Source organism: Proteiniphilum sp. UBA1028, from assembly GCF_002316955.1.
Taxonomy (GTDB): Bacteria; Bacteroidota; Bacteroidia; order Bacteroidales; family Dysgonomonadaceae; genus Proteiniphilum.
In genome coordinates this window covers 21,420-36,477 of record NZ_DCEN01000052.1, presented here as the reverse complement: position 1 = coordinate 36,477, position 15,058 = coordinate 21,420, and the positions used below count along the sequence as shown (strand labels likewise).

The 15,058-nt window shown below is 38.1% G+C and carries 9 protein-coding genes; all 9 read right to left on the bottom strand.

The genetic code is table 11. From position 1 onward, the window contains the following. Nucleotides 1-4: 4 nt before the first annotated feature. Nucleotides 5-1,258: a Gfo/Idh/MocA family oxidoreductase gene (locus B3Z75_RS09835; RefSeq protein ID WP_294070965.1), complete on the bottom strand. Its 1,254-nt coding sequence runs from the start codon at nt 1,256-1,258 to the stop codon at nt 5-7. 279 nt (nt 1,259-1,537) lie between these two features. After that, nucleotides 1,538-2,914, bottom strand: a complete 1,377-nt coding sequence (locus tag B3Z75_RS09830) for a Gfo/Idh/MocA family protein (RefSeq protein ID WP_294070962.1) — start codon at nt 2,912-2,914, stop codon at nt 1,538-1,540. 22 nt (nt 2,915-2,936) lie between these two features. Next, a complete protein-coding gene (locus B3Z75_RS09825; protein WP_294070960.1) occupies nt 2,937-4,295 on the bottom strand; it encodes a Gfo/Idh/MocA family protein in 1,359 nt (452 codons plus the stop codon). Nucleotides 4,296-4,628: 333 nt separating this feature from the next. Next, nucleotides 4,629-5,660, bottom strand: coding sequence for a PmoA family protein (locus tag B3Z75_RS09820; RefSeq protein WP_294070957.1), 1,032 nt, complete (start codon nt 5,658-5,660; stop codon nt 4,629-4,631). Nucleotides 5,661-5,837: 177 nt separating this feature from the next. Further along, nucleotides 5,838-7,634: a hypothetical protein gene (locus tag B3Z75_RS09815; protein ID WP_294070954.1), complete on the bottom strand. Its 1,797-nt coding sequence runs from the start codon at nt 7,632-7,634 to the stop codon at nt 5,838-5,840. A gap of 293 nt (nt 7,635-7,927) precedes the next feature. Continuing rightward, nucleotides 7,928-9,694 (bottom strand): RagB/SusD family nutrient uptake outer membrane protein, encoded by a 1,767-nt coding sequence (locus B3Z75_RS09810; RefSeq protein ID WP_294070951.1) that lies wholly within the window; start codon nt 9,692-9,694, stop codon nt 7,928-7,930. Between the two features lie 11 nt (nt 9,695-9,705). Further along, the gene (locus tag B3Z75_RS09805; RefSeq protein ID WP_294070948.1) at nt 9,706-13,044 is read right to left on the bottom strand and encodes a TonB-dependent receptor; all 3,339 of its coding nucleotides are present in this window, start codon (nt 13,042-13,044) and stop codon (nt 9,706-9,708) included. A gap of 133 nt (nt 13,045-13,177) precedes the next feature. Next, nucleotides 13,178-14,095, bottom strand: a complete 918-nt coding sequence (locus B3Z75_RS09800; RefSeq protein ID WP_294070945.1) for a FecR family protein — start codon at nt 14,093-14,095, stop codon at nt 13,178-13,180. Nucleotides 14,096-14,165: 70 nt separating this feature from the next. Further along, nucleotides 14,166-14,732 (bottom strand): RNA polymerase sigma-70 factor, encoded by a 567-nt coding sequence (locus B3Z75_RS09795; protein WP_294070942.1) that lies wholly within the window; start codon nt 14,730-14,732, stop codon nt 14,166-14,168. Between the last annotated feature and the right edge of the window lie 326 nt (nt 14,733-15,058).

The window sequence follows — 15,058 nt, the reverse complement described above, 5'->3', positions numbered from 1 at the left end:
AAAATTAAATGGTCCACGGTGCACGGGTGGGTTGATTTACCAGCCGGTTTGCTTCTTCGTCGTTGACGAACATCTCCTTCACGGGATCAAACTCGAGTGTCCTGTTCAACTGGAGTGCCACGGCGCCCATGTTTACGATGGTACATGACCGGTGTCCGTTTATTTCGTTCAATGCATACTTTTGTCTGTTGTGTATACATTCAATGAAATTGGTATTTTGTGCCTCCGGCTCGGGAAAATCGGCCAGTTTCTTTTCCCAGTCGGGAATGTCGCATACAAAATTCTTGTATACATTTCCGTTTGGCCCTGAAATGTAGGGAGTGTCGGGCTTTCCGTAATCTCCGCCCCAGAGGATGATCTGGCATTCGTCGTCGTATGTGTAGGTGATGGATCGCCATGTCCCTACCGCATCGGGATGCTGTTGGGGTGCATCCACCTCCACCTTTACGGGGCTGGTTCCATCCTTACCCAGCATGTATTGTACCGGATCGATGTAATGCTGGCCCATATCGCCCAAGCCACCGCCGTCATAATCCCAGTATCCGCGGAAGGTCTGGTGTACGCGATGTGCATTATAAGGTTTATAAGGTGCCGGTCCCAGCCACATGTCATAATCCAGTTCTTCCGGGATGGCTTGCGGCTCCAGGTGTGTTTTTCCTACCCAATAAAATTTCCAGTCGAACCCGGTATGTTTGCTGATGGTTACTTTCAGAGGCCATCCCAGCATGCCGCTGTCGATCAGTTTCTTCAATGGTTTAACCGGTGTGCCCAATCCGTAAAAAGGATCTTTGAAGCGGAACCATGTGTTCAGGCGAAAGATATTCCCGTGCTGTGCAATCGCTTCCCGTATCCTTTTGCCTTCACCAATGGTGCGTGTCATCGGCTTTTCGCAGAAGATGTCTTTTCCGGCCTTTGCTGATTCCACCGCCATGATCCCGTGCCAGTGTGGCGGGGTGGCAATGTGTACGATATCCACGTTCTTGTCCAGGATTAAATCGCGAAAGTCATGGTACAGGTTTATCTTATCTTTCACTCTTGCGGCAGCTTCCGTGAGGTGTTTTTTGTCCACGTCGCACATGGCCACTACACGGGTGTTATCGTATGGTATGTGGCTACGGCCCATTCCGCCCACACCGATAATTCCTTTGGTTAGTTCATCGCTTGGAGCGATCATGCCTTTTCCCAGCACGTTTCGGGGAACGATGGTGAGCAGGGTTATGCCGCCCATCGTTTTTAAAAATTGTCTTCTAGAGGTCATTGTTAGTTTGATATTTTATAGTTTTGGGTCTGATTGATTCTTTGAATCCGCTAAGTTAGGAAAAAAACTAAAAAAGGCCATCTCATCTTTGTGTTATGAGACGGCCTCAAGGAAGTTACTTAAAATTGAATTTTTCTTATTATATTGTCTTCATGATCTTTAATTTTTCTTCCTTGTGGAATGTTTTGAATGACTCTATTCCCTTTTCAGCATATCTTTGCCTTTAGAAATTAGGATATGCTAAAAATCACAGGTAGTACAATTTTAATTCTTTTATGTTTATTCTTTCTTTACTTTAGGTACGATTGACGTCAAATCCTTAATCATAACCGGTTCTTTGGATGCAATACTTTTTCTGGCGGCAATCCCGACTAAACAAGCCAGAGAGCCATCTCTTACTCCGGCTGATTGTCTGAAAGGATCTTTTGTGTCGGGTATGAATATTTGATCTTTCAGCAGCGAATCACCTCCTCCGTGGCCTGATGTACCGAAAGGTACTTGAATGTATTCCCGCTTACCAAAATTTTTAAATAAGACGATTTCATCATAGTTCACATCCGAAGTAGGTTTGGATTCCTGTATCCATGCCTCCATTCTTCCTTTCGTTCCGTTAAATGCTATCCGATAACCTTCATAAGGCGAATATGTCGTTAAAGAATAGGCTACCTGAACACCATTCATGTACTTGATTGTGGCCGCCATTTTATCAAAAATATTAATGTCATTTTTGAATACACAACCATCTCTTAAATAACCGTCATATTTCTCGTTATCAACATACAGTTGCTTGTATCTTTGGTTTTTGAGAATATCATAGTAAAAGTTGCATTTATCAGTATGAGGACAATTGCGACAATTCTCCGCTCTATAAGTCCCGTTTTTACCGTAGAAATTCAACTCTCCCAGGGCGTATACACTTTCCGGATCACTATCGACCCACCAGTTCAGAAGATCAAAATGATGACTGGCCTTGTGTACCCATAGCGAACCGCTTCTCTCCACAAGCCTATGCCATCTTCTGAAGTAATCAGCTCCGTGTGAAGTGTCAAGATACCAGTGAAAATCAACAGAAGTCAACTCTCCGATCTCTCCCGCCTGCAGAAGTTCCCACATTTTTGCACGATGGGGCGAATATCTGTAATTGAACGTGACCCGGCATTTTTTTCCTGTTCTCTTCTCTCCGTCTATGATGGCTTGAATTTTTTTCTCATCTGTAGCCATTGGCTTTTCACAAATAATATCGGCACCCAATTCCATCCCTCTTACTACGAAATGATCGTGTGTGTTATCTACTGTTGTGACAATCAATATATCCGGTTTGGTTTCGATCATCATTTTGTCGAAATCGGTATAGGTTGGGCATGAAGTTCCGATAATTTCTTTACCGGCTGCTAGTCTGCCTGGATTATTGTCACAGAGACCCACGAATTCAAGATAATCGGAATAGTCTTTTACTAAACTGCTTCCCCACATTGAGGTACCCCTACTTCCGGTACCTACCAAAGCAATCTTCTTCTTGATTTTGTTTTTTTGATTTACCTTCACGTTACTTGCTTGAAGTCCGGAGAGGGGGGCAATCAATGAAGTACCCGCAACAGCTCCGGTTATAGCTAAAAAATCTCTTCTCGTAAACAAATTTGTTTTTTTCTTTTCCATAATATCCTATTTTGTTTATTCATTAATATTTGAACACTTTTCCTCCTGCAACAACTTGCCTTAATTTTTCGTCGAAGGTAGCACGTTGTCCGGTACGAAGGGCTGCTGTAACCATGATATCGGCGATGGAGTGGCTGTATCCAGCCTCCACAGGGGCATTTGTTTTCACGTTACTGTCTCTTACACAATCCATCCAGTTTTTCATATGGGCATTTGTTAGTGGATCGGATCCGGTATTTGAGTCGGTTTCTACAGTTATTTGTGGTAGTTCGAACGTTTCAAGCATAAAAGGTTTCATGTCCATCGCTGAAGCATGCCTTTCGGTAAGCCCGCCATCGTTGTTTACGATATTGGTATCGAGATCCAGTTTCCCTCCGTTGGAAAAATACCACTCCTTGGTACCTCCCGATGCGTTGTTTTGCCGTGATGAATAGATTACCTGAAATCCGTCTCCCGGTTCTTTTTCTTTTGAATGTCCGTAATCAAAGACGGCAGTCATCGTATCATAGTTGGTCCTTCCGTCGTTCCACATGTAAATGCCCCCATTGGCTACAACCGACCGTGGATATTCAAGTTCCGAGAACCAGTGTACGGTATCTATCTGATGAGCGAGCCATTGCCCCGGAATACCGGAAGAGTATGGCCAGAAAAGCCGATACTCGAGATACTTGCGGGGATCCCATGCCTCGTAAGGACGGTTCATCAGGAATCGTTTCCAGTCGGTATCCTTTTCCCTGATTTCTTTTGTCAGTTGGGGCAGGCGCCAGCGTCCCGGCTGGTTTACGTTCCAGGTCATCTCCACGGCAATGATTTTCCCGAATTTTCCCGAATTGATGTAGTCGTAAGCAGCTTGGTAGTTGGTTCCACTGCGGCGTTGAGAGCCTACCTGAATCACTTTATTGGTTTCTTTTGCAGCTTTCAGTGCGAAATTGGCATCGTCCATCGTTTCTGCAAACGGTTTTTCCACATACACGTCGCATCCGGCTCTTACCGCTTCAGCAGTGTGCAGCGCATGCTGGAAGTCGGCCGTACTGATAATCACAGCATCGGGCTTTTGGGACCATAGTTCATCGCTGTTTCTGGCAGTTCTGATGCTGCCTCCGGTTTGTTCCTTATACCATGCCTGTCCTTCATCCCGTCTGCGATTCCAGATATCGCAAACGGTATAAAGTTCGAAGTTCATATCTTTTGCATATTTGAGAAAAGATTTTCCGAGCGAACTTTTGAATCGATTGGAAAATCCCAATATACCCACTCTTACTTTATCGTTGGCTCCGATAATGCTGGCATAACTTTTTGCCGACATATTCATCGTACTTCCCAACGTTATTCCGGCCACTCCAAGTGCTGATTTTTTGATAAAATTTCTTCTTGTTTCCATATTGATAATTGTTAAATTGTTTTTTAATCTTTCCATAGCCACTGGTATCTGTGTGTCAAAATCCAGCCAACGAGATTCGATTGAGATTTCACTTTTCTATCCTGTTCTTTTCAATGCATCAAGATAGAGCCTAAAATCTTCATTAAAAGTGCCGGGAACGGATCTTTCCTGTTTTTCGGCAATATGAAAAGTTGATTAAACATTTCATATTGAATAATGATTTCAGGCCCTTCATATTCTATTCTCATGTGATAACATGTCTGCCGGCAATCGGAAGTTGGAATGATTTACCTCTTTAACAATTTCAGTTCCTTCCGACTTCTTCATATATTTTCAACGATTAAAATTGTTGGCCATATTGTCTATTTGAGAATCAGAAAGGTTTCCACCGATGATAATTTTATGTCGGAAAGTGATCTTTTCTCCTTTTTTCAGCGTAATTTTCACGGAAGGAGAATCCTTATCTACAGCTTTACCTGCAAGATTATTCATAGCAAAAAGACCATATCCCCGAGCATGAGACCATGCAGGATAGTTGGGGTTTTTCTCGTTATCGAACATGACAATGGTAATAATTTCTCCACTCTTATCAGCATGTAACGCCACCCATTTGCTTTTTTTGCTCCAAACATCACTTCCGGTCACACCTTCAGCATTTCGGTAAACTCCGTTAACCCCTTCGTTATTTAAAACAGGAGTTTCTGTCATATTCCCATTTGAGTCTAAATATCTTTCAGCTTTTTGAGAAGGCTCTTCAAAAGCCCTGTCGACACGAAGTCCTATAAGACCCTCTTTATTTTCAGTGAAAATGACTTCTTTTTGTTTTGATGTCAATTGGGTAATTCTTTCAATTGAGCGGAGACCATTATTCTCGCTAAAGATGAAAGTAGTATTTTCTTCTAAAAGTTTTTTTCCTTCATTGTCTATCCACGCTGCCAATGTTTGTAACTTCCCTTTTGAAGCGTTTATATTTTTTATTTTGATGAATTTTATGGAACCATATTTGTGTTTATTTTCAGGCTTAATTGTCAAAGAATTGTTCCAGAAATCCAGGCCGTTAACATCACCAAAATTAAACCACAACCCGATATGGTGTGGATGATCGGTTCTCTCAAAAGGTCTTGGAGCAAGTGGAAATCCCCTCGTAATATCCTTCCCCGACGCTGTGAAAATTGGAAATAGAACCTGTTTTTCCAGATCGTTCGAGTACAAATAAGAAGTGAAATATTTTTTATCAATAAATACATCTACTTTTTGATTTATTTTATCATGTTTGAAGATAACTTGCCCGCCTATATCGGTAGCATTTACTGAAAAGCATGATAAAACCAGAAAATGAAGGAGAATTATTTTTAATGCTTTCATATTTTTTAATTTAAAGTGTTCCATAATCATATTCAGGTGGAAACATTTCCATAGTAATATTTTTCAGATTGTTAACCTTGACCAAGGGGAAAGGTTTATTATCGTGATCTTCATTCACGTAATCTCTCCCTTCTCTGAATACTATCGACAAACTCTTCACTCTTTCTAAAGATTTTATTAATTGCTTTTCTTGAAAATAATACCATTTAAATTAGTTGAAAATCCCCGAGTCTCATCAGGCCAGGTCCCATTTTCGATCCATTCACAATATTGTAGAGCAATGTCTGCATCTTTCTTCCAATTCCATTGTCCAATTGAAACTTCGTCATCATATTTTTTAATTATTTCGGAAATTTCTTTGCTTTCATCCAAAGCTCTACTAATTATCTCCATCAAATTTGAACTATGATAAGATGGCCCTCTTGCATATATTCTATATCCAAAATAAAGCGTGCTCACAGCTTTATGTAACTGTGCTGTTAACATCGTACGATTGAAATAGTTAAACAAGTTTTGATATTGCTCTGTAGATAAAAATGGTTCAGCATCTTTAATTTGATTTAATGACTCTTGGGCTAATTTTACACCATACTCTTTTTCAGTTATAATGTAAGAAAGAAATTCCTCATTCATATTTTCTCCACGAGTCAACCACCCATTATCCGTTACCCATGGGATCTCGTATAATTGAGTCCCGCCGGCTTTAGCCCAATCCGGAGCGAGTGTATTAACAATATCTTTCCAATAATGAAATTCGCGATTAATTCCATGTTTTATAAAAACTACAGGTGGATCAAGCCATTTTCCAGATACGTGACGAGCCCAATGAGATGCATATGGGTCGTAATTTAGTTGTGAATGATTGGTAGTACTTGTCCCAAGTGTGTAGAATACTGATGTAATAATATCAAAAGAATTCTTAAAAGCGTTCTTGATAAAAGGCAGAGCTTCTTCGTTATATGTTTTCCTTATGTATTCATTATAAATATCATCGGCAGATAAACTTCGATCTTCCAAATATCTTTTTAAAGTATAAAGATTAATTTCGGAGGGGCGTCCTAATACTCTTGTGTTTCCATAGCGATCTGTTCGTGCTGCATAACCTATAATATGATCACGTTTTAAAAAATCGCTCCAACGATATAAAATATGTTCAGGCCAAGTGTTTGCTACGACACCTTGCCCATTAAACTCTGCACCTACATCAAATTCAATAATTGTTGGCCTGTTAATTGTGCCAGCAAAAAAATCATTTGGATGGGTAAGAAAAAAATCATGGGGCGTTTCTTTCATCATTAATCTGATTTCAGGGTATTCAAATAGTTCGATTGCTTTAACAATATTCTCATATTCCTCATAGGTATAAGAAAATGTTCTTGCATAAAGATTTAACCCTCGTTCTCCAATAACAACAGATGCAATATTATTTACCACCTCAGCCAGTTTTTCTTGATTATTTTTTAATTTCACAGAATATTGATCTTCCACTCTAGCTCCAGTTTCAATAAATGTAAGAATTAATCCTTGTATATTAGGTACTAAATCAAGCATTTGTCGGTAATCATCTTTGAACCATTCCCAAAAAGCAGGGTTATCCAAATCTATCGTTCCATTTGGTCCGGTTCTAAATCGTTCAGGATAATAATCCAGATTATACAATGACCTGTCCCATAATACAACCTCTTGGATTCCTTTGGCATGTGCATGTTCAATCAGTTTGTTAGCTTTTTCAAGCCTTTCAAGAATCCGAACATGTCTTAAGTCGTGAATAAGATCATGTGATAATTGTAAATGATTAATTTCATATTTTGAAGCATTATCAATTACAAACATATTTTCCTGAAGATTGTCAGATAGGATGATCCACCCTTTCACCTCTTCATCAACCTTAAGAGGTTTATGATTGTCAATTTTATGCGAACATGACAGTGAATATAATATCAATAAAAGGGATAAAACAATTTTTTTATGCATATAGTATAATATTAGGTTCGTTCAATCTGTACTATGGACTAAACGGGTGGGGGAATGATGTTTTTACAAAATAGATTATACAGTTTTGAAATGGAAGATGATATAGTTGTATCTGGAGATAGTTTGCAGATGAAGGCTGAAAGAATATTTCAATTTTTGTAGGATGAATTTTGTCATTGCATACTATCTCCAGGTTATTTGTTTTCGAAATTAGTTAATACACTTGGTAATAGAAATTAATAGATTTCTATTACCAAGTGTAAAGCTATTTCAACTCAACCGTTGACAACTTTTTATTGACTAATTTTTGATGGATAATTTGGATTTTGTTTAAATCCTTCTGGATAATTAGTTATCAACTCCAATTCAGAATTTGGTATAGGCCTTAATTTATGAATGTTAATATCAAAGAATTCGCAATCAGGGTTGAGTTGAGGTATTCGTTCGAAACGATTGGTTCTTTTCAGGTCAAACCATCGAATCATTTCCGTTCCTAATTCCCGGGTGCGTTCATCTAAAATATAGTCGATGTCAATATCGGATGCTACTACAGGTAAAGAATTTGTTGTTTTGCGTGCTCTTTTGCGTAGATTATCAATATATACTTTTGCTGCATTATTTCCCTCTAAAAATAACGCACATTCTGCTCCAATCAAGTACTGTTCAGCCAATCGGAATATGATGATATCATTCCCACTTTTCTCTAATTTGGGTGCAGTACGATTACGATCTAAATATTTGGTAATTGTATTACAGTACATGCGTTCATTTGATCTGTATCCACCTCCAGGTTTTTTGTTTTCCCCTTTATAGATTAAATTTAAACCATCTACGAAAATACCACGCTTCTTATATTCCGCAGCCTCTTCTTCACTGACTTCACGCATGGGGCGATAGAGAATTGTATCAGTTGGTTTTCCATCTTTCATGGGAACACCCATATCGTCATATTTATTTGTTGCAGAATTCCAAAGTTTACGATATACTGTTTCAAAAGTCCCTTCCAATCTTTTGTCGTTTTCATCAAAGAGAGTCGCATAATAATATGTAGCCATATAGGATCCCATTTTCCGTCCATACCACCCGCTATGTTCATACAAACCATAGCCACTAAGCAGCGATTTTTTCTCTCTTAAACTAAATGTTGGATTGGCCGTGAAGTCCCTTGCAAGTATATGCAATTCAAGTGTATATACAGGGTCGAGTGTCATTTGAAGCGCCCAAATTGTTTCCTTATTGCCTTCGTTATTAACATTGAAAACACTGGCATAATCATCTAATAGTCCATACTTCGATGATGATATGAAAGAGTCTGCAATTTTTTTTGCTGCAGAATATACTTCATTTTTAGAAGTATAGTATCCAGTAGACTTAATAATGGAATCTGAATACTGAGTGAGTGACATCAGAACTCTGGCTTTAAGTGCGTTGGCAATATCTATATTTAATTCACCATTCAGATTAGATTTAGCGGGAAGTTTTTGTTCAGCAATGCTAATGTCGTCTAAAATAGTTTTATAGAATACATCGATAGTAGTTTGGTATCCTTCTGTTATCACTCCTTCTGTTGGGGTTAACGTATAGTGAGCACCTTCACCCCATAATTCTACTGCTATCCAGAAAAGCCAGGCTCTGAAAAAATTGAATTCTCCGGTTATTTTATCTTTATCCGCTTGTGAATTAAATGGGACCTCATCAATAATGGATAAACCATAATTGCAGTTGTTCAGCATTTCATAAAGATATCTCCATGCATTTCTTACTTCGCTGGATTCTACTAAGACATCAGTTTGATAAAGTGTCATGCGTTCCGCAGTTCTTTCTTGTGCGAAAGTAATTTCGTCCGTACCAGCTGCGCCCAGATGTAATAATGTATATATTTGATAATGTGCTCTCTCGTATAAAGCTACAGACAGTGATTTAAGTCCACTTTCGGTTTTTAGAAATGATTCATCTAAACGACCTTTGGGTTCTTCATCTAAAAATGTTTCACAAGAAGTGAGAATTCCTAGAAGAATTATACAATTGATAATGGTAATTTTTTTTATTATCGTTCTCATAATAATCTAATTTAAAATGTAACGTTAAATTTTAATGCATAAGACTTCCAGACCGTCCAGTCAGAACTTGGAGACATTGGATCAATGCAATCTTTGGCAGCTCTGTAGATAAAAAATGGGTTATGAGCTAAAAAACTCACATTGACATTATTCAAAGGTTTTAATTTGAAACGATATGCCAGGGATATCTCTTGCATAACAATATAGTCACCCTTTCTATATCTCCATAATCCATCTAATGTATTGGTGGTTGATAAAGCCATTAATGGATATTTTCCATTGGGATTATCGGGAGTCCAATAATCGTTCAACAATTTTAATGGAAGAGCACTGCTCCAACCTGTGCCAGCCATCTGAATCATGTGTCCAAATTTTCCATTCATTGTAAACGACAAACTCAGATTCTGGTATGTGAAAGAATTCCGCATATATGCCATCCACGAGGGATCTCTTTGTCCAAGAATCTTTTTGTCAAAAGTGCTGCTGATAGAACCATCGGCACCTTCTCCATCGGGACCAGCTATGTCTTTTAACTTCTGATAACCAGGGTATGTTCCGTATTTTTTAGCTTCATCAACCTCGCTAACTTGCCAGATTCCATCCAGGATGTAATCATTATATACTCTCAATGGCTTTCCAATAAATAAATTGTTATTGGGCATATCTTCCGAGGTAATTAATTTTTCAATTTTACTTTTGTTAAACGAATAATTAATGTCTGTTTGCCATTTAAAATCTTTGGTTGTAATATTCGTAGAATTAATTGATAATTCTAACCCAATATTGCTGGTTTCACCGATGTTTTGCCAAATCTCCGTAGAACCGCTTAAATTAGGCAAAGAACGCATAAATAATAAATCAGAGGTATAAGTTCTGTAAGCATCAATGTAACCATTTATGCGTCCTCTGAACAATCCCCAATCTAATCCAACGTTTGTTGTTTTCGAAATCTCCCAACCCAAACTTTTATTCACTAACCCATCTAACATATAACCGGTTAATAATGTATTACCGAAATTGGTTCGGCGTGCCTTTGTCCCCGCAAAAGTCTCGTATGGGTTTATTGCTGCATTGCCTACTGAGCCATAGCTAAGCCGGACTTTCAATGAGGTAAGCACATTTGATTTGTAAAAATCTTCATTATTGATTATCCAGGCACCAGAGATGGCAGGGAATGTAGCCCATTTATTGCCGGGTGCTAAAACCGATGCGCCATCAGAGCGTATAGAGAAATTCAATAAGTATCGGTTGTCATAGCCATATTGAAAACGCCCAATTAATGATGCGATTGTTTTTTGACTGTATGAACTTTCGTTTCGAATGTTTCCGGTTAATTCTGATAAGTTCCAATTACCCAAACCATCATCTGGCAAGCCTGTTCCCTTTGCTTGAAAGTATTTATTAACCCCTTTTTGAAGGCTGGCTACACCAGTCGCATTCACATTGTGTTTTTGAAAAGTCTGCGTGTAATTCAAAATATTATCCCAAGTCAAATCAGTATTGAACGAATTATTTTTTTCTGCGTAGGCTCCTTCGCTATCACGTACAATGTAACGTTTAGTCGTGTTTTTTCCATAAAAAACATCTCCTAGCCGGTTGTCAATTTCGTAACCAAAATTAGAATTAAAGGTCATCCCTTTAAATAAGTCAGCATATAAAGAAGCAACACCGAACAATCTGTGGTATGTCAGCTTGTCTTGATATGGATTGTTAAAATCGAGAAGCGGATTTGCGTAAATGTTAATCACATTTTCTATCAAATTACCGTCGTCATCGTAGGCCCTTATTAATGGATTCAAATATGTGAGAGCATTATATGTCACCGTACCCGAACTTTGCATGACGCCGGGCTCAACGTCATTTTGAACTAAATTTGTGTAGCGTGCATTGATTCCTATTTTCAAGAAATTAAAAATACGCTGCTCTTGTCTTAAACCCAGGCTTAATCGTCTCGCGCCATTATTGGGGTAATAACCTTCATCATCTCTAAATCCTATAGAGAAACGACCATTGTTTTTTACTCCGGAAGTTTCAATACTCAAATTATACTCTTGACTAGCAGTAGATTCTTTATAAAGGAGTTTCTTCCAATCTGTAAAAATATTATTATTTACAGATCCTAATTCCTTCGCATCAAAGGTTTGATCGTCATTAAGCGGTGCGCCTGTATCCCAACCAATTCCTCGATAGGCGTCAAAGCGAGCTCTATCTCGACGATAAGATATATATTCATTACCATCCATTAAGTCAGGTAATTTTACCATGTTTAAGCCGTAAAAAGCATCAAAATTAATTGTTGTTTTTTCTTGAGAAAGATTGCCACCTTTCGTGGTAATTAGGATTACGCCATTTGCTCCCCTAGAACCATATATCGAAGCAGATACAGCGTCTTTTAAAACTTCAATATTTTGAATTTCACTGACTGGTATATCATCAATTGAGTTTTTTGGAATACCATCAACAACGTAGAGCGGACTATTATCCGCATTAATCGAACGTCTGCCTCTAATTAATACCGATGGTGAACCTCCAGGTCGAGTTACAGGCCCAACATCTATTCCAGCAATTTTTCCAGACAAAGCATTCATGATATTTGCTACAGGAATATTATTTAATTCTTCTGTTTTCACAGATGCAACTGCGCCGGTTAAATCACTTCTTTTCATTACACCATATCCCACCACTACTAGTTCATCCAGAGCTTGGGTATCTTCTTCCAGAATTACCTCATGGTGCGTTTTTTTTGCAGTATTTATATTTTGTTCTAAGTAACCGATATAAGAAATTCGTATGAAAGCATTATCCTCTACAGACAGAGAAAAATTCCCATCAATATCAGTAACAGTCCCATTTGTAGTTCCCGATTCAATTATGTTTGCACCAATAATCGGTTCGCCATTTTTATCCGTCACGGTTCCTGTTATTGTTTTCTTTTGTTGTTGAGCAACTATTTTCATTTCTTCTGAAGTGAGTTTTGATTTATCAACAACAGTGAGAATGATATGATTTCCTTCCATGGAATAATCAAGATCTTTATCCTTCAATAAGGAAGTTAGCACATTAGAAACAGCTTTTTGATTCGCTCTGACCGACACCTTTTCGTTGGTGTTTACTTCATTATTGTAGATGAATAGATAATCGGTCTGTTTTTCAATGTCGTTTAGTACCTCTTTCAGAGCTACATTGCGCTTATTGATTGTTACCCTGGCATTTTGTGTATAACTCATTTCAGCCATAGTGCAAAAGACACAGGTAAACAATAGAATAAAGGTTGTTCGCATAATCGATAAAAAATGTTTAATAGGCACTTTTTCGGTTAAATTAGTGCCCGATGAGTTGTTTTTCTTCATACATTTGTAATTGTTAAGTTAATACAGTTAATAGATTAATTGTGTTGATTTTCATTTCAACCGATGGGTGTTGCAGCACCTGTCGGTTTTTTTGGTCTGTCCCCTAGTTCATATGTATTAGTTTTTAAATTTGTTATTTAATGTAAATTTTACCGGTGTGATCATCTCTTACATAAGTAAAATGGATACTTTTCTGTAGTACACGTAGTGCGTAATCAACACCGTCTGACTGGCGGAATTTTCCTGTATAGGTGTGCTGGGGTAAACTTTTGGAATCGATATGAATATCCACATCGAAATATTTTTCAAGCGATAAGAGTATTTCGTCTAACTTCGTATCGTTAAAGGCGATAAGCCCTTGTCGCCAAAGATATTTATCAGTATTGATTATCTCAGAGATAACCAGATTATTGTTCTGAAAAGTTGCTTTTTCGTTTGGTTTCAATGAGGTTAATTTTATTCCTTCTTTAAATACATCCACACCTCCTTCAAAAAGACTTGTTTCAAAGTGGTTAAATTGGCTGTAAGCTTCAACGTTAAAGGCCGTTCCTGTAACCTGCACATCACCCAGACTGGTTTTCACGATAAAAGGTTTTTTTTCATTCTTGCTGACTGCAAAGTAGGCCTCCCCGTCTAAATAGACGGTACGATACTTCTTTGAAAATTGGCTAGGATAGCGAAATGTAGTGTTTGCATTTAACCAGACATTGCTGTTGTCTGCCAAAATAAGATTAATTCGTTGTCCGGGGGGGACAAGAATGGTGTTGTACTGCTCCGGGTAATTATTGTTATTGAACAAATATAAACCGCCTACAATGAGAAGTAAAACGACCGCTGCAACCGCACTTATTATCCATGGAGTGGATTCGGGCAATCTCTTTTGTTTGCTTACAACTTCACGCGATGTGAATAGCAGTGCGTCATACGTTTTACGTTCTTCAATAAAGGTCTTCTCATTTACCACGGATTGGTCTAACCACTGACGAATTACTTTCTCTTCATCAATAGATGTTTTTCCTTCAAAAAAGCGGTATAATAACTCCCTGTCCATCGAGTAAATATTCTTTCTGTATATATAGATAACAGTTAAGAAAAGAATTACCCTAAATGGAAAATGTGTTTTAACAAAAAATAAACAAGAAAGGTATAAGGATGTATAAATATTTCAGATTTATACGAAGTTCACGCAATGCTCTTGAAATGTGGTACTCGATTGTTTTGCAGCTTAGATTCATTTTTTCTGCAATTTCATGATATGAAAGACCTTCAAACCGGTTTAATACAAATATTTGATGTGTCTTTTTGGGTAAACTTTGAAGGGTTTCATGAATGATCCTCTCCATTTCTTCTGAAAAGAGAAATTCCGGGTCACAGGCTCGCAGTGTGTTTATACTTAATGATAATCGCCATGACTCATGTTCACATAGTATGTTTTCAGTACGCTGCTTTACCTGGATGTGTTGTAGGTGATTCAGGCATTTGTTTTTTACAATAGTTAAAATATAGGCTTGAGGCTTCGTGTCGGAGAAAAGGCTTTCCCGGTTCTCCCAAAACAGGGTAAAAGCTTCCGAAACAAAATCCTCGGCAGTTTCTCTCTCTCTTACATATCCTTGTGCAAAACAAATAAAACGTTCGTAATATTCATTAAACAATTGGTTGAAACGATGTATGTCGGTAAAAGAATTCATGAAAGGAAAATTTCACGACAAATATAGACAAACTAATTGCCCAATTAAAATAATTAACATAAAAAAGATGAAAAATAAAGGAGTATTTCATCCATCGTAGAAGCTGCTGACTGTCAGTTTATCACCGTTGGAAAAATACCACTCCCTGGTACCTCCCGATGCGTTGTTTTATCGTGATGAGTAAATTACCTGAAAGCCGTCACCCGGCTTTTTTCATTTTCCTGTCCATAATCAAATACGGCAGTCATTGTGTCGTAGTTGGTTCCCCCGTCGTCGGTCCCAGATATCGCAAACTGTATAAAGTTCGAAATTCATCTCTGTGTCAT

Bases quoted from the DNA above. Each gene is read 5' to 3' on its own strand.
- B3Z75_RS09835 (WP_294070965.1), bottom strand. From the start codon at position 1,258: ATGACCTCTAGAAGACAATTTTTAAAAACGATGGGCGGCATAACCCTG.
- B3Z75_RS09830 (WP_294070962.1), bottom strand. From the start codon at position 2,914: ATGGAAAAGAAAAAAACAAATTTGTTTACGAGAAGAGATTTTTTAGCT.
- B3Z75_RS09825 (WP_294070960.1), bottom strand. From the start codon at position 4,295: ATGGAAACAAGAAGAAATTTTATCAAAAAATCAGCACTTGGAGTGGCC.
- B3Z75_RS09820 (WP_294070957.1), bottom strand. From the start codon at position 5,660: ATGAAAGCATTAAAAATAATTCTCCTTCATTTTCTGGTTTTATCATGC.
- B3Z75_RS09815 (WP_294070954.1), bottom strand. From the start codon at position 7,634: ATGCATAAAAAAATTGTTTTATCCCTTTTATTGATATTATATTCACTG.
- B3Z75_RS09810 (WP_294070951.1), bottom strand. From the start codon at position 9,694: ATGAGAACGATAATAAAAAAAATTACCATTATCAATTGTATAATTCTT.
- B3Z75_RS09805 (WP_294070948.1), bottom strand. From the start codon at position 13,044: ATGAAGAAAAACAACTCATCGGGCACTAATTTAACCGAAAAAGTGCCT.
- B3Z75_RS09800 (WP_294070945.1), bottom strand. From the start codon at position 14,095: ATGGACAGGGAGTTATTATACCGCTTTTTTGAAGGAAAAACATCTATT.
- B3Z75_RS09795 (WP_294070942.1), bottom strand. From the start codon at position 14,732: ATGAATTCTTTTACCGACATACATCGTTTCAACCAATTGTTTAATGAA.